This window comes from Micromonospora alfalfae (assembly GCF_022230925.1).
Lineage (GTDB): Bacteria > Actinomycetota > Actinomycetes > Mycobacteriales > Micromonosporaceae > Micromonospora > Micromonospora alfalfae.
The window spans coordinates 107,540-125,068 of record NZ_JAKKFH010000027.1 but is presented as its reverse complement, the minus strand read 5'-3'; the positions used below and the strand labels follow the sequence as shown (position 1 = coordinate 125,068).

At 72.9% G+C, this 17,529-nt stretch carries 15 protein-coding genes; 7 read left to right on the top strand and 8 right to left on the bottom strand.

The window, feature by feature from the left end; translation table 11 throughout:
- Positions 1-20: 20 nt before the first annotated feature.
- Positions 21-2,264: an adenylate/guanylate cyclase domain-containing protein gene (locus MED01_RS23290; protein WP_238670690.1), complete on the top strand. Its 2,244-nt coding sequence runs from the start codon at positions 21-23 to the stop codon at positions 2,262-2,264.
- A 29-nt stretch (positions 2,265-2,293) separates the two neighbouring features.
- On the opposite strand, the gene MED01_RS23285 is transcribed toward MED01_RS23290, so the two are convergent.
- Together MED01_RS23285 and MED01_RS23280 are read right to left on the bottom strand one after the other, a co-directional pair.
- On the bottom strand, positions 2,294-2,839 hold the full coding sequence (locus tag MED01_RS23285) for a YciI family protein (RefSeq protein WP_238670689.1): 546 nt from the start codon (positions 2,837-2,839) through the stop codon (positions 2,294-2,296).
- Between the two features lie 56 nt (positions 2,840-2,895).
- Complete coding sequence (locus MED01_RS23280; RefSeq protein ID WP_238670688.1) at positions 2,896-3,714, bottom strand: class I SAM-dependent methyltransferase; 819 nt, start codon at positions 3,712-3,714, stop codon at positions 2,896-2,898.
- Between the two features lie 171 nt (positions 3,715-3,885).
- Here MED01_RS23280 and MED01_RS23275 point away from each other — a divergent pair, with 171 nt between their 5' ends.
- Together MED01_RS23275 and MED01_RS23270 are read left to right on the top strand one after the other, a co-directional pair.
- Complete coding sequence (locus tag MED01_RS23275; protein ID WP_238670687.1) at positions 3,886-7,170, top strand: ATP-binding protein; 3,285 nt, start codon at positions 3,886-3,888, stop codon at positions 7,168-7,170.
- Positions 7,171-7,284: 114 nt separating this feature from the next.
- Positions 7,285-7,953 carry a hemerythrin domain-containing protein gene (locus MED01_RS23270; protein ID WP_238670686.1) on the top strand — a complete coding sequence of 223 codons (669 nt, stop codon included), beginning with the start codon at positions 7,285-7,287 and terminating at the stop codon, positions 7,951-7,953.
- Positions 7,954-8,159: 206 nt separating this feature from the next.
- On the opposite strand, the gene MED01_RS23265 is transcribed toward MED01_RS23270, so the two are convergent.
- The 6 genes from MED01_RS23265 to MED01_RS23240 form a co-directional block, all read right to left on the bottom strand.
- A complete protein-coding gene (locus MED01_RS23265) occupies positions 8,160-8,726 on the bottom strand; it encodes a dienelactone hydrolase family protein (RefSeq protein WP_238670685.1) in 567 nt (188 codons plus the stop codon).
- Positions 8,727-8,892: 166 nt separating this feature from the next.
- Positions 8,893-9,462, bottom strand: a complete 570-nt coding sequence (locus MED01_RS23260; RefSeq protein ID WP_238670684.1) for a kinase — start codon at positions 9,460-9,462, stop codon at positions 8,893-8,895.
- Positions 9,463-9,477: 15 nt separating this feature from the next.
- Entirely contained in the window at positions 9,478-10,140 is a 663-nt protein-coding gene (locus MED01_RS23255) for a pentapeptide repeat-containing protein (RefSeq protein WP_238670683.1), read from the bottom strand.
- A gap of 1,249 nt (positions 10,141-11,389) precedes the next feature.
- Positions 11,390-12,496, bottom strand: a complete 1,107-nt coding sequence (locus MED01_RS23250; protein WP_238670682.1) for a nucleotide disphospho-sugar-binding domain-containing protein — start codon at positions 12,494-12,496, stop codon at positions 11,390-11,392.
- 10 nt (positions 12,497-12,506) lie between these two features.
- On the bottom strand, positions 12,507-13,829 hold the full coding sequence (paaK, locus tag MED01_RS23245) for a phenylacetate--CoA ligase PaaK (RefSeq protein WP_238670681.1): 1,323 nt from the start codon (positions 13,827-13,829) through the stop codon (positions 12,507-12,509).
- Positions 13,830-13,907: 78 nt separating this feature from the next.
- Entirely contained in the window at positions 13,908-14,357 is a 450-nt protein-coding gene (locus tag MED01_RS23240) for a MarR family winged helix-turn-helix transcriptional regulator (RefSeq protein ID WP_238670680.1), read from the bottom strand.
- 135 nt (positions 14,358-14,492) lie between these two features.
- Between MED01_RS23240 and MED01_RS23235 the strand changes: the two genes are divergently transcribed.
- The 4 genes from MED01_RS23235 to crcB all read left to right on the top strand — a co-directional run bounded on the left by MED01_RS23235 (position 14,493) and on the right by crcB (position 17,479).
- The gene (locus MED01_RS23235) at positions 14,493-15,713 is read left to right on the top strand and encodes an MFS transporter (protein WP_238670679.1); all 1,221 of its coding nucleotides are present in this window, start codon (positions 14,493-14,495) and stop codon (positions 15,711-15,713) included.
- Between the two features lie 142 nt (positions 15,714-15,855).
- A complete protein-coding gene (locus MED01_RS23230) occupies positions 15,856-16,614 on the top strand; it encodes a class I SAM-dependent methyltransferase (protein WP_238670678.1) in 759 nt (252 codons plus the stop codon).
- Positions 16,615-16,646: 32 nt separating this feature from the next.
- Entirely contained in the window at positions 16,647-17,120 is a 474-nt protein-coding gene (locus MED01_RS23225) for a fluoride efflux transporter FluC (RefSeq protein WP_238670677.1), read from the top strand.
- Positions 17,117-17,479: a fluoride efflux transporter CrcB gene (gene crcB, locus MED01_RS23220; RefSeq protein WP_238670676.1), complete on the top strand. Its 363-nt coding sequence runs from the start codon at positions 17,117-17,119 to the stop codon at positions 17,477-17,479. The genes MED01_RS23225 and crcB overlap by 4 nt, the downstream gene beginning before the upstream one ends.
- The last annotated feature ends 50 nt before the right edge of the window (positions 17,480-17,529 follow it).

The following is a 17,529-nucleotide window of genomic DNA, read 5'->3' as shown; positions in this document are numbered from 1 at the left end:
GAAAGGCCGGTGCGACACCCATGACCACCAGCATCAACGTCGACACGCAACGGACCGTCACCCCGCTCTGGCCGGTACCGCAGGAGAGGCGCGTCGTCACCGTCCTCTTCGCGGACATCGTCGGCTCGACGGCCCTGGTGGACCGGCTCGACCCCGAGGACGTCCGAGCGTTGCAGCGGGCCTACTTCGACACCGTCGCCGGTGTGCTGCACCGCTGGCACGGGGTGGTGGAGAAGTACATCGGCGACGCCGTGATGGCGCTCTTCGGCGCTCGGCACTCCGACGGCTTCGACGCGTACCGGGCGGTGCGCGCCGGGCTCGAGATCCAGGCCGCGCTGGACCGACGGCCCATGGTCGGCGGCATCAGGCTGCGCGTCCGGGTCGGTGTCGCCACCGGCGAGGTAGTGGTCGACCTGGGCGATGTCGTCACCGGCGGGCACGGCGTGGCCAGCGGCGCGGTGATCACCTCCGCAGCCCGCCTGCAGGAGTACGCCGCGCCCGGTGCCGTCGCGCTCTGCGCGGCCACCGCCCGCGCCACCGCCGGCCTGATCACCCAACGTCAGCTGACGCCGGTGCCGGTCGACGGCCGGGTGCCGCCGGTGCCGGTCTGGCACGCCGTCGGGCCGGTACGCCCCGGCGCTGACCGGCACGACGGCCCGTTGATCGGTCGGCGCCGCGAACTGGCCACCATCCGCGACCAGTTGGGCGCGGCCATCCGAAACCGGACGCCCCGCTGGATCTCACTGGTCGGCCCCACCGGCAGTGGCCGCAGCCGACTGCTGCACGAGCTGACCCGTGGGCTGACCACTGTGGATGGGTTGCCGGTCCGCTGGTGCGTGGCGACCTGTCAGCCGTACCCCGATCAGGTGTTGGCGCCGGTCGCGCACCTGCTCCGCAGCCTCGCCGGGATCCGGCACAGCGACGGCCCGGCGGCGGCCCACGACCGCCTCGTCGCCGCCCTGACGCCGCTGTTCCCGCCGACCCGGGTGGCCGCCGCCGTCCCGGCGCTCGAGCGGATGCTGACCACCCCGGACGGTTCGGCCGCCGCCCTCGCCGGCGCGGCGATCTGCCGCGAGGTCCTGCTGCGGCTGGCCGCCCACCGGCCGCTGATCGTGGCCGTCGACGACCTGGACCGGGCCGCGCCCGTGGTGAGCCGCTTCCTGCACACGCTGTTCGGCGCGGCGACGGAGCGCGGGCTGCCGCTGGCCCTGCTCACCGTGCACCAGCCGCAGTGGGCCGACAGCCGGCCCGGTCCGGCCCGCCAGCTGACGATCGGACCGCTGGCCACAGTGCAGTCGGGACGGCTGCTGCGCCACCTGCTCACCCGGGCCGGGCAGCCGGTGGCCCTGGTCGACCGGCTGCTGCCGCTGGTGGGAGGCCGTCCCGGGCACGCGGCGGCGTACGTCACGTCGCTGGTGGACGGTGCCGATCCTGGGGCGCTCCCGCTGCCCGAGGCGGTACGCCGGGCCGTCGGCGCGGAGCTGGACCACCTCGACGGTGAGCGGCGGGCGGTGCTGATGGCCGCCGGCACCCTCGGTGGTCTGATCTCCGGGGCGGCCGTGGACCGGGCACTCGGCTGGACGCCCGGCCGGTCCGCACCCGCGCTCCGCGGTCTGGTCGCCGCAGGGCTGCTGCTCCCCCACCACGTCGACGGGTACGCGTTCGCCGCTCCCGCGCTGCGCCAGGTCGCCGCCGAGCGGTTGCCCCGCGCCCTGCGGGCTGTCTTCCAACGCCGGGCTGCCGGCGTGTCGCACCTCGACAGCGTGCGACGCAACGACGACCCACGCGGTGGTGCGGTCAACGGCTCGGCGGCGAGGAGCGCGGAGATCGTGCGCCTCGACACCGTCGGCGCTCGGACCGGCCGCCTCGACGCGGTCTTCGCGGCGCTGGCCTCGGCAGGGCCGGGCGGTGTCACCGGCCCGACTGCGCTGGGGCGAGCCAACCCCACCCCGACGATGGCCACCCGTCCCGCCGCGCCGGGTCCCGGTGCCGACCGCACGGCGGGCCCCCGCCGGCTCCGAGCCGTCGCCTCGGCTGGTGACGTACCGCCGACGCCGGCTCCAGCGGTGTCCGGAACTCGGGGCGGTGCGGGCGGTAGCTCGTCCCGGGACGTCGGACGGCCCGCCGCGCCGGTCCGCCCGACGCCGGCGAGTTCGGCTGGGCACCTGACACTCGCCGACGCCGGCACTCCGCCGGGCGTGGTGCGGGCACTACCCCGCCCGCCGTTGATCCGCCCACTGGACGGCCTGCCCGCCTCCGCCTGACAGTGGGTATCGGGGCGGTTCAGGGCAGGTCAGGACGGTCGCCCGCCGAACTGCCAGTTGTGCACCTCGATGTCGGCGTACCGGTCCACGGTCAGGATGGCGCGCGCCGCGTCCGGATTCGACGCTCGCAGCAGCGCGGCGGTGCCGAGCCAGGTGACGCCGTCGTCGGCCAGCAGGGGTCCGTAGGCGATCAGCTCGTCCGGGTCAGGCGGTACGGCCAGGTCGGTGGCCTGCCCGGCGCCGAGGCCGAGCACCAGGTACCGGTTGCCGCCGGTCCGGCCGCCGGGGAAGTCCCACATGGTGCGGCCCAGCGTGTTGTGCCACCGGCGCAGCAGCACGTCCCGGTACACGCCGGCCTGGTAGTTCGGTTCCTCGAACGCGAATGCCCGCGCGGCGGCCGGGTCGGGCACGTCGACGATGTGCACGCTGCCGGTGGGCGTGTCGCCGACGAAGGTCGGGCCACGGGCGATCATCTCCGCCGCGTAGCGGTCCATGTAAGACCAGTGCTCCTCCAGCAGCTCGTCGCGCAACGCCGCCGAGCCGGGCCGGTCACTGTGGTAACAGAGAAACTCCACGCCGCATTCTCGCCGGGTGCCCCTCGTCGCAGGCGGGCCGGGTGCCGCGCCGGCCGCTACGGTACGGACGCCGAGGCCAGCAGTGCCGCGGTCGGCAGCGCGAGCAGGCCGTCGGGGCCACGGTAGCGGGCGGTCACCTCGTCGAACGCGGCACGAATGCGGCCGATCATGGCCGCCGGCTGGGTCTCCAGCACCAGACCTGGCTTGCTGATGCCGTTGGCGGGGCCACGCCACCAGGCCTCCGGGTCGGTGCGGTGCGCCCAGGTGAGCGTCTCGCAGCGCACGCCGACGAGGCCGGCCCCGTCGAGCAGGCCGGCCACCCCGTCGGGGGTACGGGGGAAGTCCCGGTCGGCGTCCACCGTCGGGGCGGCGGCGCGCCGTTCGACCGCGGCGGCGTCGAAGACCTCAGCCCAGAGGCTCTGCGCCTCGGGCGGGGGGTGCGGCCACACGGTGACAGCGACCCGACCCGCCGACCGGACGACCCGTCGCAGCTCGGTGATCGCGGCCGGCGGATCGCCCACGTGGTTGATCACGAAGTTCGCCACGGCCGCGTCGAACGACCGGGAGGCGAACGGGAGGTGGGGCAGAGCCGCGACCCGGACCTCGTCGGCTGACGGAACGCGGTCGCGCGCCAACTCGACCATGCTGGGCTCGGCGTCGACGGCGACGACGCTGGCGTGGAGCGCGCATGCCAGCCTCGCCACCGTGCCGGAGCCGGTGCCCGCGTCGAGCACCCGCGTGCCCGCCCCCACGTTGGCGGCGTCCAACAACGCTGGCGCGGGGTACGCGCAGAGCGCGGCGAGACTGCTGTCGTACGCCCCCGCGCGCCCGGCCCAGCGCGACCGTTCATATTCGTCGAAGGCCGTCGTGGTCATCGTCAGGCCCCCGTCGAGGATCTTGATGGTGGCGCCACGATATCGAACAAGGCGCATCCTGCGGTGCCCCGCGCGGTGGTGGCCCCCCGCCCGCGCCCGCCGTGAGCTGGCTGCCCGGTGTCCAGCGGGAGCCGATGGGCCGCTCGCGAGCGCGACTAGGATTGGTTCGTCATGCTGCTACGGGTGCTCGGGTCGCTTGAGGTTGAGGTCGACACAGGCGGGCCGGTCGACCTCGGCGGCCCCCGTCAACGCGCCGTGCTCGCGCTCCTGCTCGCGGCCCGCGGCGAGGTCGTCTCCGTCGGGCAGATGATCGAGGATCTGTGGCGGGGTGACCCGCCGCCCCGGGCGATCGCCTCGCTGCAGGCGTACGTCTCGCACCTGCGCCGCCTGTTGGAGCCGACCCGCGAGCGCCGGGCGCCGGCCCGGGTCCTGGTCACCGCGCCACCTGGCTACGCGCTGCGGCTGCCCGCCGACGCCGTCGACGCCGGTCGGTTCGAGACGCTGCTCGCCGAGGCGCGTGCGGTCGGCCCCGCCGACCCGGGCCGGGCACGTCGGTTGCTCAGCGGCGGGCTCGAGCTGTGGCGCGGTCGGGCGTACGCCGAGTTCGCCGGTGAGCCGTGGGCGCAGCCGGAGGTGCTGCGGTTGGAGGAGCTGCGGCTCGGCGCCCGGGAGCTGCTGCTCGACGTGACGGTGCGCTGCGGCGACGCGGCCGAGGCGGTGCCGGAGGCGGAGCTGTTGACCCGGCAGGCGCCGTTGCGGGAGGAGAGCTGGCGGCTGCTGGCGCTGGCGTTGTGGCGTACCGGTCGGCAGGGCGACGCGCTGGCCGCGCTGCGCCGGGCCCGGGCGACCCTGGCGGACCAGCTCGGACTGGACCCCGGTCCGGCGCTGGTCGAGCTGGAGTCCGCGATCCTGGGCCAGCGACTCGACCTGCTGCCACCGGTGCCGGCAACAGCGGTACGCGGCCAGCGGCAGGTGTCGGAGGAGGTCTTCGTCGGCCGGGAGGCAGAGCTGCGGGCGCTGCGGCAGGCAGCCGCCGAGGCGGTGGCGGGCGGGCCGCGCGTCGCTCTGCTCAGCGGTGAGGCCGGGGCCGGCAAGACGAGCCTGCTCACCCGGTTTCGGGACGAGCTGACCACGGACGGCTGGCTGGTCGCCGTCGGCCGCTGCCCCGAGGTCGACGGCGCCCCGCCGGCCTGGGCCTGGGTCGAGGCACTAAGGCAACTCGCCGAGCAGACATCCCCGGGTGACCTCGCACCGGCGCTCGCCCCGCTGCTCGGTGGGGGCGACGGCGAGTCCGGCGGCGACGTCACCGCCGGCCGGTTCCGGCTGCACCGCGCCGTCGGCGCCTGGTTGGACGCCGCCGCGGCCCGCAGACCGGTCACGGTGATCCTCGACGACCTGCACGCCGCCGACGCCGAGACGTTGCTGCTGTTGCAGAGCGTCACCGAGATGACCACCGGCAGCGTCCTGTTCGTCGCGGCGCTGCGGCCCGCCGACAACACCGAGCGGCTCGCCGACACGATGGCCGTCCTGGCCCGCCGGTCACCCCACCGGGTCCCGCTGAGCGGTCTGAGCACGTCAGAGGTCGAACGGCTGCTCCGCGCGCTGGCCCGGAGCACCGTCGACCCGGACACGGTCAGCGCGTTGGCCGAGCGCACCGGCGGCAACCCGTTCTACGTCCGGGAGTCGGCGCGGCTGCTCGCCGCCGAGGGCACGCTCGTGGCCACCTCCGACGTGCCCGAGGGCGTACGCGACGTGCTGCACCGACGACTCTCCCGCCTCCCGTCGACTGTCGTCTGGGTGCTGCGTCTCGCCTCGGCCGTGGGGCGGGAGGCCGAGGTGTCGACACTCGTCGACGCCGCCGGCACCGACGAGGGCACCGTCCTACGGGCACTGGAAGCCGGGTTGGCCGCCGGGCTGCTCACCGAACCGGCGCCCGGGCGGGTGCGGTTCGTACACGGCCTGGTCTGCGACACCATCTACACCGACCTGCCGCAGCTGCGCCGCACCCGCCTGCACGCGCGGATCGCCGCCGCCACCCGCCGGCTGCGACCCGACGACTACCCCGCCCTGGCCCACCAGTACGCCCGCGCCGCGTCGGCCGACACCGCGCCGCTCGCCGTCGACTACGCCGTCCGGGCCGCCGAACTGGCCGAGCGGCGGTACGCGTACGACGCCGCGATCGAGCTGCTCGGCAATGCTGTCGAGGCAGCCGCCACTGTCGCCGGGGACCGCGACGCGCTCCGGGTCGACCTGCTCGGGCGGCTGCTGCGCGCCCAGGCGCGGGCCGGCGCGGTGGCGGCCGCCCGGCAGACCCGGGCTCGGGCGATCGACGTCGCTGCGGCGTCCGGCCGCGACGACCTGCTGGTAGCGGCGTTCACCGCGTGGACCGTCCCCACCCCGTGGTTGACCCACGAGTACGGCGTGGTGGACCACCGGGTCGTCGAGCTGGTCACCAGGCTGCTGCGCGTCGACGACCTGGACCCGGTCGCCCGGTGCCGGCTGCTGGAGGCGCTGGCCACGGAGTTGGACGGCGAGTCCGACCCGCGCGGCGTGGCGGCCGGACGGGAGGCGCTGGCCCTCTCGCAGCGGTTGGGCGACCCCGAGCTGCGCGCCCTGGGGCTTGCCGCGCGGCTGCGCACCATGAGCTACGAGCGGGAGGCGCCGGAGCGTCGGACCTTCGCCCTGGAGCTGCGTGACCTCGCCGACGCGCACGGGCTGGTGACCTATCGTTCGGTCGCCGAGCAGGCGCTGGGCCACTGCGCCGCCGCGCTGAACGAGCCGGACGAACTGCGCCTCAGCGTCGCCCGGCAGGGGTGGCTGGCCGAGACGTACCAGCTGAACGAGGCGCAGACGATCAACCTGTGCTCGCTGGGTGCCCTCGCGCACATCGCCGGCGACTTCGCCGCCGCGCGGCGGCACTACGACCAGGTCGCCGTGCAGATGCGGCGGCAGGGTTCGCTGCACGCCGCTGCCTTCCACTACTTCTCCACCGGCACCCTGCTGATCAGCCAGGGACGGTTCGGTGAGCACCTGGGGGCGACCCGGCGGATACGGGGGTCGTTGGGCCCGATCGTTGACGACCTGCTGGCGCTGGCCCTGATCGGCAGCGGACGCCTGGACGAGGCGCGGGCCATGCCGATCGGACGGCACACCTACCGCCCGGACTACTTCGAATCGGCGCTGCTCAGCGTACGCGGAATGGTCGTCGTGGCGCTGGGTCGACGGGACCTGGCCCCACCCGTGATCGACGCGCTGCTCCCGGTACGCGACCAACTGGCCGGTTTCTCCACCACCGCGGCAGTGGTGCGGCCGGTCGCGCTGACGCTCGGGGAGCTGTTCCGGCTGGTGGGCCGCACCGAGGAGGCGACCCGGCACTTCACCCTCGCCGCTCGGGTCGCCCGCCGGTGGGAGTCGCCGCACTGGCTGGCCGAGGCGACCGCGGCGATGGTCCGCTGACCGTCACTGTTGGCGGATTCCAAGCCGGTTCCAAGTGGCACCGAGCATGATCAACACATCTGTGCCAGTTGATCCCTCGGAAAGGTCACCGTGAACCAGAACCACCGCGAAGCCATGGCCGACGTACGCGACATGTACATGGCGCACGCGGCGCTCCGTCGCGAATTCAGCCTGCTGCCGCAGCTCGTCCGCGACGTCAACCCGGGCGACGCCACGCGCGCGGAGGTCGTCGGCGCCCACGCCGACATGCTCTGCCACATCCTGCACCTGCACCACGAGGGCGAGGACCTGTTGCTCTGGCCCCGGCTGCTGGAGCGCGGCGGCGCGGAGGCCGCGGCGATCGTGCCCACCATGGAGGCGCAGCACCACGCCATCGAGGACGCCCACGCGGCGGTGGTCGCCCTCCTCCCCCAGTGGCGCCGCACCGCGCGCGGCGGTGAGCAGCTCGCGGACGCCCTGGAGCAGCTACGCGCCGCGCTGATCGAGCACATGGCCCTGGAGGAGAGCGAGATCCTGCCGCTGGCGCAACGGCACGTCACCGCCCGGGAGTGGATGCAACTCGGCGAGCACGGCATGAGCAAGTCCCCGAAGAAGCAGCTCCCGCTGGCCTTCGGCCTGGCCATGTACGAGGGCGACCCGGAGGTGGTCAAGGCGGTGCTGGCGCACGCTCCGCTGCCGGCCCGGCTGCTCATGCCGATCATCGCACCCCGGCTGTTCGCCAGCCACGCCAAGCGGGTGCACGGCACCGCCACGCCCCCGCGCATCGGCGCCAGCGCCCGCTGAGCAAGGTCCGCGAGTCCCCCGACCCGTTACGACGCCAGGACGATCATCGTCGGTCACCTTCGTCGGGGCGGATGTCGCATCAAGCGGTATACCTCAGAGGCATGCTTATACCTCTGAGGTATACCGCTCCTCGGCAGATCGACATGGCGGACCAGCCGAGCGCACGGTGGAGGCCACCAGGTAACTGTCCGCCGCTGGCCGGGCGCTCAGCGGGCGGCCAGGAAGGCCAGCACGCGCGGCCAGGCCGCCGCGGTGGCGTCCGGGGAGTACTCGGCCACGTCCGGGTCGGTGAACAGGTGCCCCACGCCGGGATAGCGGAAGACTGTCAGGTCGGCGCCGGCATCGGTCATGGCCTGCTGCCACTCGTCGACCTCGTCCGGGGCGTCGTACGGATCGGGGTCGGCGAGGTGCAGCTGCACCGGCAACCCGGGTCGGACCGCGTCCGGGGCTCCGCCGGTGCCGTGCAGCAGGAGCAGACCGGCGGCATCGGGGCGTTCGGCCAGCAGCGCCCCGGCCACACCGGCGCCCATCGAGAACCCGGCGAGGACCGTCTCCGGTGGTAGGTCACGCAGCGCGGCCCGGGCCCGGTCCAGCACCACCTCGTGGCCGATCTTGTCGAGCAGCGCGAAGCCGTCCTCGACGGTGTCGGTGGCCGGGACGCCGTACAGGTCGGGGGTGCTGACCTGGTGCCCGGCGGCGCGCAACCGGTCGGCGGCGGCGCGCACGGCGGGCCGCAGCCCGTACACGGAGTGGAACAGCACGACGTGTCGCATCCGGTCATCCTGCCGCAGCCGACCGGCCGTCCGGTGTGGCCACGCGGAGCGGGAGCATGATCATGGTCGAGTCATCGGGTCTAACCGGGTTGCGTGAGTCCGTCTGTTCGCGGCTATGGCCGATTCAGTCGAGTCAGCGTCCCAGTCAGTAGGCGGCTGAGCTGCTCTACGGGGACGCAACGCTCGGAAGCAGGTCGTCATCGCGTCCGGTCTGGGGTAGCCCAGCGACGGCGGCGATGGTCTTGACGGCCTCGTTCAGTCCGGTGGTCTCGGGTAGGACGAGTTCGTCGGGCCAGTCCAGGACGTCATGGGCGGCGTACCAGCCGCTCATGTGCTCGGCGGTGAACTCACTGACCTGCGGTCGAGTGAGGTGCCGACGCAGGGTCTCGGCCAGGGACACGTCGAGATAACAGAACAGCGACCGGCCGCGGTGGTCGTCCCGCAGGGAGATCAGCATGCTGCGGTAGCGGCTGCTGTGCATGATGCCCTCCAGCACGACGTGGTAGCCGTGGTCGAGGGCGAACCGAACGGTCTGCCCGATCAACGCGGGTGCCGCACCGCCGGGCTTGTCCCGTTCGCGCAGCAGGATGCGGCGCAGGTAGTCCTGCTCGACCAGGGCGCAGCCCCGGCCGTGCCGGCGTCGTAGCTCGCGGGCGATGCTGCTCTTGCCGGAGCCGGAGTTGCCCCGGATGCAGACGAGGATCGTGTCCGGGCTGCCAGTGGGTTCAGCGAGCACGATGCCTCCTCGGCTTCAGTCGTTTCGCACTGTGAGGCCGAGGGCGGCGACGGTCAGCTGGGTGAGGTCAGGAAGTTGGTCTTCGCCGAGGGTGACGCCGCGCAGGTTGTCCAGCGGCGTCTTGAGGCCCTTCAGCCGGTTGCCCCGGAGGTCGGTGCCGTCGAGGTGGCAGGAGTCCAGTTCCAGTCCGGCGAGGTCACATGACCGCAGCGCGATGCGCGGTAGTCGGCAGGAGGACCACGCGCCGTTGGTGAGAGTGCAGTCGGTGAAGGCGACCGAGCCGGCGGCGGTGACGCGTTGGAAGGTGGCGTAGTCGAAGCAGCAGCCGTCGAACAGGACGTCCTTGAGGCGTACGTCGGTGAGTCTGGTGCCGGTGAACCGGGAGCCGGTGATGGCGCAGCGTTCGATGGTGATGCCGGTCAGGGTCGCGCCGGAGAAGTCGGTGCGGGTGATCTCGCAGCCGTCGAGGCTGCCGGCCTCCCAGGTGCTCTCGCTCAGGTCCACACCGGTGATCAGACTGCTGCGGATGCGGGCGTCCTCAAGGTGGGCACCGAGCCAGCCGGCGCCCTCGACGAAGGCCTCGGTGAGGCCGCCGGCCAGGTCCGTCGTGGTGTCGAGGTCGTCCGGTTCGAGGTCCGGCAGCAGGACCTTCACGTCGCCGATCGTGGTGGTGCGCATGTGTCCTCAACCTGTGCGAGCGCGAGGTGGGCACGCACCCCGGGTCGACTGTCGACCGTACCCTTGTTATCCCAGCTGGGGTGGTTGTCGAACGTCGCCGCGTCGATCGACGCTACCGACCGCTCCGAGCGCCCACCCGCCAGGGCCTTGATCGTTGGTGCGCCGCCGGGGACTCGAACCCCGAACCCACGGAGTGGGAGATCAAAATGCTCACTCCGCCGACCTGGGCGCATGGGTCGCTAGCAGCGGAAACGCCTCTCGACATCTCACATCACTCCCCCGCTGTCGGTCGGCCTCTTGCGGACTAGGTGGGGACTGCCCGGGTCAGGCGGCCCGGAGCGCCAGTTTGGAAGGACGAAGATCATGGCCGACAAGGACCTGGTGGGCCAGATCAATGCGCGAAGTGCTTGACCGTTCGTGCCCCCTGGTGACGGGCGGGGGTACCGGCTACTGGCACGTTGATGGCACGGCGCATCGGATGAATCCCGCCTTCCGGTACGGTGACGCTTCACGTCGCGCCCTTACCGTCGTAGGCCTCGCCGTTCAGGGGGTAACGCGCATGCGAAGGACTAGCCGCATGGTGTGGTGGCCGCTCAGCATCTGCCTGATGGTGACGCCGGCTGCCTGTACGTCCCCAAAAGGGTCCAGCCAGGGTGAGGCCCGATCACCGGCACCAACTGCATCTCTGAGGGCTGACCCCAGCGCATCCCCGTCAACCGACGGGAGCGCTAGGCAGGAGTCATGCACTGTATCGGGCTTTCCGCTACAGGAACCGCCGACAGATTATCGGCTCGTGGGAGAGGACGTCGCGGTACCTGACCGGACGGTGCTTCAAGCAGAGGAATCGGGGGAAGCGGATCCGGCAGCCCGGCTGTTCGCCAAATGGGGGTTGGTCGTACGCGGCGGCGCAGTGGTTGATCTTCGGGTGGCACCTGGCTGGGAGGACAGGGCACGTCTCGGATGGGGCTCTTCAGTGGTGCCAGCCGTGAGCGCCCATGTGCGTGCCTGCGCACCTGTCGATGACCAACCTCAGTGGCTGGCCTTTGTCGGCGGCACGTGGGTTGCGCGGGCAACCTGCCTACCGCTGACAATCCGGTCGCGGGGGCAGACGGCACAAGTGCAGCTGGGTATCGGTGTCCCATGCAACGGGACTGACACGCCGAGTTCCTAGTACTCCAACTGTGGACTATCGGGGAAAGTACTGATGGCCGCCCCTAATCGCACGTAAATCGCACGGCGGGCCTCAGAGTCAGACCAGTGCCGCCAGCCGCACGACGAGGTCGGTCGGTGGCGGCATCTCGGCGATCTCGCGGCTGACTTGCGCGGCAGCGGTCCGCAGGCGCTCGTCGGTGAGCAACTGGGTCAGTGCCCGCGCGGTGATGTCCCGGGGACGCAGCGCCAGGCCGGCGCCCCGACGGGCCACCAGCTCGGCGTTGTGCCGCCGGTCCCCGGGACCCGTGGTGGCCAGCTGGGGCCGGCCCGCGGCGAGAGCGCCGAGGGCGCTGCCCGCGCCACCGTGGTGCACCAGCGCCGCGCTCGCCGGTAACGCCTCGTCGAGCGGAATCCAGCCGACCACCCGCACGTTGCCGGGCAACGAGCGGGCCGAGCGCTCGTCGGGGCGGACCAGCACGATCTCGGCGTCCACCTCGGCTGCGGCGGCCACCACGGCGGGCATCGGCCCCCGATCGCCGGGGCCGGTGAGGGTGCTGCGGGTGACCAGGATCCGCTGGCGCTCACCCGGCTCGCGCAACCAGGCCGGCAGTTCCCCGCCGCCGACGTAGGACGTGTAGCGCATCGGCCAGCCGCCCTGCGTGGCAACGCTGGGTGGGGCAACGGCGAGGGCGGCGGCCGGCGCGGGCAGCTCGGTGAGGCCGTGCCGGCGCAGCGCCGCGCCGAGTCGGGCGACGGTGGCCCGGACCAGGTCCCGGCCGTCGAAGAGGGCGTTCTCCTGGCGTACGGCCGGCACGTCGAGCCGCGCGGCGGCCACCGCACCGGCGACCGCGAACGGCTCGTGCAGCACCAGATCCGGCCGCCACCGGGTGGCCAGCGCGACCACCGGGTCGACGAGCTGGTCGTTGAGCGCGCCGAACAGCAGGCCGGCGCCCCGGGTGCCGGCGGTGCCGGCCATCTCCGCCCGCGCGATCAGCGGGTGACGGGGAAGGATCCGCAGCGCGATCCGGCGGAAGTCGAAGCCCGGCGCGATGTCGTGCACCGGCAGGCCCGCCTCGGCGGCGGCCAGAGCTCCGCCGCCGGTGGCCACCAGCACGTCGTGGCCGGCGTCGCGGAGGGCGACCGCCAGCGGCACCAGCGGGAAGACGTGCCCGACGAGCGGGGCGGAGACCACCAGCACGCGCATGGGTTGGATCCTATGTCGACGGCGACAGCGAGGCAGGCCGCTGGTCGACGATGCGGCGCATTTTGCCCATCGACCGTTCCACGGCGTCGGGGGCGAGGACGTCGACCGCCACGCTCACGCCGATGGTGTTCTTCACCAGCTGAACCAGCGCATCGCCGGCCCGCTCGGCGGCGTCCACGTCGACGTCGGCTCGCCGTTCCACCCGCACCGTGAGGGTGTCCAGCCGGCCGTGTCGATCGAGGACGCACTGGAAGTGCGGCGAGAGCTGCGGGGTGCGCAGGATCAACTCCTCGATCTGGGTGGGGAAGATGTTCACCCCACGCAGGATCATCATGTCGTCGGTGCGGCCGGTGATCTTTTCGATCCGGCGCATCGGTCGGGCGGTGCCGGGCAGCAGACGGGTCAGGTCGCGGGTGCGGTAGCGCACGACCGGCATCGCCTCCTTGGTCAGGGAGGTCAACACCAGCTCACCCCGCTCGCCGTCGGGCAGCACCGCCCCGGTGACCGGGTCGATGATCTCCGGGTAGAAGTGGTCCTCCCAGAGGTGCAGGCCGTCCTTGGTCTCGACGCACTCGGTCGCCACGCCGGGGCCCATCACCTCGGAGAGCCCGTAGATGTCGACGGCGTGGATGTCCAGCTGCTGCTCGATCTCGCGGCGCATGTCCTCGGTCCACGGCTCGGCGCCGAAGATGCCCACCCGCAGTGAGGTGGCACGCGGGTCGATGCCCTGGCGGCGCATCTCGTCGACGATGGCCAGCAGGTAGCTGGGCGTGACCATGATGACCTCGGGCTCGAAGTCGCGGATCAGCATGACCTGACGTTCGGTCATGCCCCCGGAGACCGGGATGACAGTGCAGCCCAGCTCCTCGGCACCGTAGTGCGCGCCCAGGCCGCCGGTGAAGAGCCCGTAGCCGTACGCGACGTGCACCCGGTCGCCGGGGCGGCCGCCGGAGGCGCGGATCGAGCGGGCCATCAGCCGCGCCCAGGTGCGCAGGTCGTCGCGGGTGTAGCCGACCACTGTCGGCCGGCCGGTGGTGCCGGAGGAGGCGTGCAGGCGGGCGACCCGCTCCCGGGGTACGGCGAACATGCCGAACGGGTAGTTCTCCCGCAGCTCCGCCTTGCCGGTGAACGGGAAGCGCGCCAGGTCGTCGAGATCCCGGCAGTCGTCCGGGTGCACGCCGGCGGCCTTGAACGCCCGCCGGTAGTGCGGCACGTTGTCGTACGCGTGCCGCAACGACCAGCGCAGTCGGTCGCGTTGCAGGGCGCGCAGCTCGTCGATGCCGGCGCGCTCGATCGGCTCCAGCTCCTCGGGACGAGGGGTGCGGTCCTGCATCGGCTGCCTCCTTGGCGCGGCGGTCCCGGTGGGGCTGCGGGTACCGTACGCCCGCTGTCGCCGGGGCCGGTGGGGCGGTCAGCCGGTGACCGGCAGCCGGTGCAGGGCGTCGACGAGCGGGGCCAGCTCGGGGGTGGCCTCCGCCTGGGCGAGCGCGTCGGTGAGCACCCGGTCGTGGGTCGGTCGGGTCTGGGCGAGCAGCTCGGAGCCGGCCGGGGTCAGCTCGGTGTAGATGCCGCGCCGGTCGTCGGCGCAGAGGATGCGGGTGAGCAGCCCTCGCTGCTCCAGGCGGGTGACCAGCCGGGTGGTGGCGCTGCCGGAGAGCGCGGCGGCGCGGGCGAGCTGGCTCATCCGCATGTGCCAGCCGTCCTGGCGGGACAGCGCGTCGAGCACCGTGTATTCCACGACGGAGAGGCCGTGGCCGGCCTGCAGGGCCCGCTCCAGGGACGTCTCGATCAGCCCGTGCAGGGCGGCGAGGGTGCGCCAACCCTGGGCGCGGATCTCGACCGCGTCGTCGGCGATGCCCATGGCGGCCTCCTCGGTGTGATCTGAACGGACCCCAGGCTACCACGCTTGCGCCGATATAAAGCGCGTGCAAGTATTTCGTTGCGGGCGCGTGTAGTTGCAAGCGCCGCACAAATACCCTCTCCCGATGGGAAGACCATGTCCGTACGCCCCAAGTCCCTGCCGCCCGGCCTGATCGCGCTGGCCATCGGCGCCTTCGGCATCGGGCTCACCGAGTTCGTGATCATGGGGCTGCTGCCCGAGGTGGCGGCCGACTTCGCGGTCACCGAGCCGGTGGCCGGCTGGTTGATCTCCGGCTACGCCCTCAGCGTGGCGGTCGGCGGGGTCGCCCTCACCGCGGCCGTCACCCGCCTGCGGCGCAAACCGGTGCTGCTCGGCCTGATGGTGCTCTTCATCATCGGCAACCTGCTCTCCGCCGTCGCCGGCGACTACGCAGTGATGATGGCCGGTCGGATCGTCGCCGCGCTCTGCCACGGCGCGTTCTTCGGCATCGGCGCCGTGGTCGCCGCCGGCCTGGTCGCACCGGCCCGACGGGCGGGCGCCATCGCCATGATGTTCGCCGGCCTGACCATCGCCAACGTGCTCGGCGTGCCGTTCGGCACCTTCCTCGGGCAGCACTTCGGCTGGCGGTCGACGTTCTGGGCGATCACCGCCATCGGGGTGGTCGCCCTGATCGGGCTGGCCCTGCTGATCCCGGCGGGCACCACCGCCACCGCCGACCGCCCGGCCGGCGGGCTGCGCGGCGAGTTGCGCGCCTTCACCCACCCGCAGGTCTGGCTGTCCCTGGTGATCACCGTCCTGGGCTTCGGTGGGATGTTCGGCGCATTCACCTACATCGCCTACACGCTGACCGAGGTCAGCGGCTTCGCCACCAGCACCGTGCCGTGGCTGCTCGTCCTCTTCGGCGTGGGCCTCTTCGCGGGCAACCTGCTCGGCGGCCGGGCGGCGGACAGGTCACTGTCGCGCACGCTGGTCACCGTCCTGGCGGTGCTCACCGTGGTGCTCGTCGGCTTCGCGCTGACCGCCACGAATCCGGTGCTGACCATCGTCGCGCTGGTGCTGATGGGTGGGTTCGGCTTCGCCACGGTGCCGCCGCTGCAAATGCGGATCATGCGGTACGCCCACCAGGCGCCGACCCTGGCGTCCGGGGCGAACATCGCCGCGTTCAACCTCGGCAACGCGTTGGGCGCGTGGATCGGCGGGGTGACCATCGCCGCCGGACTCGGCTACACCTCGCCGATCTGGGCCGGGGCCGCACTCACCCTCATCGGCCTGGGCGTGCTCCTCGGCGCGCTGCGGCTGGCCCGCCGCGACGAGCCGGCCCGGGCCGACGCGCGCCTTGTGGACGCCCCGGTCTGACGTCGTCGAAAGGAGGACGCCGGGCCGGGCGGGTGCCCGACCCGGCGTCGCCCTGATCATCGCTCTGCCATCATCTCGCAATTGCAAAAGATGTGCAACAAGGTCTGGACAACCTTGTCGTGCCGTAACTAGCCTGACCTCTATGAGTCCTTACATTGTGGATCCTTGGGCCTGGCAGGAGAGCTGGGACCGTCAACAGGAGGCCTACCTCCCGGACCGGGAACACCGGTTCACCGCCATGCTCGACACCGTCGACGCTGTCCTCGACGGCCGGCCGCCGCGCGTGCTCGACCTGGCCGGCGGCACCGGCACCATCTCGCTGCGGACCCTCGCTCGCTTCCCCGCCGCCGAGACGACACTGGTCGACCTCGACCCGGCGCTGCTCGCCATCGCCGCCGCCTCGCTGGCCGACCGGGCCACCATCATCACGGCCGACCTCGGCACCCCCGAGTGGCGCTCCACGCTCCCCTACCAGGAGTACGACGCCGTGCTCACCGCCACCGCCCTGCACTGGCTGCCGGCCGACCGGCTCGGGCAGCTCTACGCCGAGCTGCGTGACGTGCTGCGACCGGGCGGGGTCTTCGTCAACGCCGATCACATGCCCGACGACACAGTGCCGGAGCTGACCAAGCGGCTGATGGACCGGGCACGGGACCGGCGCAACGCCCGGTACGCCGCCGGCTCGATGCTGTCCTGGTCGGACTGGTGGGAGCGGGCCGGCGCCGACCCGGCGCTCGCCCCGCTGGTCGCCCAGCGACACGCCATCTACCCGACCGGACACAGCCCCGATTGGACCCCGCCGGTCTCCTGGCACCTGGCCGCGCTCACCGCGGCGGGCTTCAGCGAGGTCGGCACGGTCTGGCGAGGCGGCCCGGACGCCGCCGTCGCGGCTGTGCGCTGACGCCGCCGTCGCCGGCACTACGCTGAGGAGCCGTGCCAGAGCCGTTCGAGCCGCGTACCGACCCCGACGTCGACCTGCGCGTCCCCGCCGACCGCCGCGAGCTGACCGCGCGTCCCGCGACGATCCTCGCCGCGATCGCGGCCGGCGGGGTGCTCGGCGCGCTGGCCCGGGCCGGCCTGCAACACGCCGTTCCGCACCCACCGAGCGGCTTCGGTTGGGCCACCTTCATCGTCAACACGTCCGGCTGCCTGCTGATCGGCGCGCTGATGGCGGTCCTCGGGCACCTCGGCGGCGGGCACCCGCTGGCCCGCCCGTTCCTCGGGGTCGGGGTGCTCGGCGGGTTCACCACCTTCTCCACGTACGCGGTCGACGTCCAGCAGGCGGTCGTCGCGGGCGCACCGGGCATCGCGCTGGCGTACCTCGCCGCGACGGTGCTCGGTGCGCTCGTCGCGGTCGGGCTGGGCGACGCGGTCACCGCCGGGCTGCTGCGCCGGGTGACCCGATGACCGTGCTGCTCATCGCACTGGGCGCGGCCGTCGGCGCGCCGTTGCGCTACCTCACCGACCGGGCCGTGCAGTCCCGGCACGGCTCGGCGTTCCCGTGGGGGACGCTGCTGGTCAACGTGGCCGGGTCGCTGCTGCTCGGCTTCCTGGTCGGGTGGCCGGCCGGTCCGGCGGTCAGCGCATTGCTCGGTACCGGGTTCTGCGGCGCGCTGACCACCTACTCCACCTTCAGCTACGAGACGCTGCGGCTGACCACTGGTGGTCATCGGCTGCTTGCGCTGGCCAACGTGCTCGGCAGCGTTGCCGCCGGGCTCGCTGCGGCCACCGTCGGCTACGCGGTGGCCCGCGCCCTGACCGGCTGACCGCACACCAGCGGCGCCGCGCCCGACTCCATCCCCAGCAGCGCCTGGAC

Bases quoted from the DNA above. Each gene is read 5' to 3' on its own strand.
- paaK (WP_238670681.1), bottom strand. From the start codon at position 13,829: ATGCAGGACCGCACCCCTCGTCCCGAGGAGCTGGAGCCGATCGAGCGC.
- crcB (WP_238670676.1), top strand. From the start codon at position 17,117: ATGACCGTGCTGCTCATCGCACTGGGCGCGGCCGTCGGCGCGCCGTTG.
- MED01_RS23265 (WP_238670685.1), bottom strand. From the start codon at position 8,726: ATGCGACACGTCGTGCTGTTCCACTCCGTGTACGGGCTGCGGCCCGCC.
- MED01_RS23255 (WP_238670683.1), bottom strand. From the start codon at position 10,140: ATGCGCACCACCACGATCGGCGACGTGAAGGTCCTGCTGCCGGACCTC.
- MED01_RS23230 (WP_238670678.1), top strand. From the start codon at position 15,856: ATGAGTCCTTACATTGTGGATCCTTGGGCCTGGCAGGAGAGCTGGGAC.
- MED01_RS23270 (WP_238670686.1), top strand. From the start codon at position 7,285: ATGGCCGACGTACGCGACATGTACATGGCGCACGCGGCGCTCCGTCGC.
- MED01_RS23290 (WP_238670690.1), top strand. From the start codon at position 21: ATGACCACCAGCATCAACGTCGACACGCAACGGACCGTCACCCCGCTC.
- MED01_RS23250 (WP_238670682.1), bottom strand. From the start codon at position 12,496: ATGCGCGTGCTGGTGGTCTCCGCCCCGCTCGTCGGGCACGTCTTCCCG.
- MED01_RS23280 (WP_238670688.1), bottom strand. From the start codon at position 3,714: ATGACCACGACGGCCTTCGACGAATATGAACGGTCGCGCTGGGCCGGG.
- MED01_RS23240 (WP_238670680.1), bottom strand. From the start codon at position 14,357: ATGGGCATCGCCGACGACGCGGTCGAGATCCGCGCCCAGGGTTGGCGC.
- MED01_RS23275 (WP_238670687.1), top strand. From the start codon at position 3,886: ATGCTGCTACGGGTGCTCGGGTCGCTTGAGGTTGAGGTCGACACAGGC.
- MED01_RS23235 (WP_238670679.1), top strand. From the start codon at position 14,493: ATGTCCGTACGCCCCAAGTCCCTGCCGCCCGGCCTGATCGCGCTGGCC.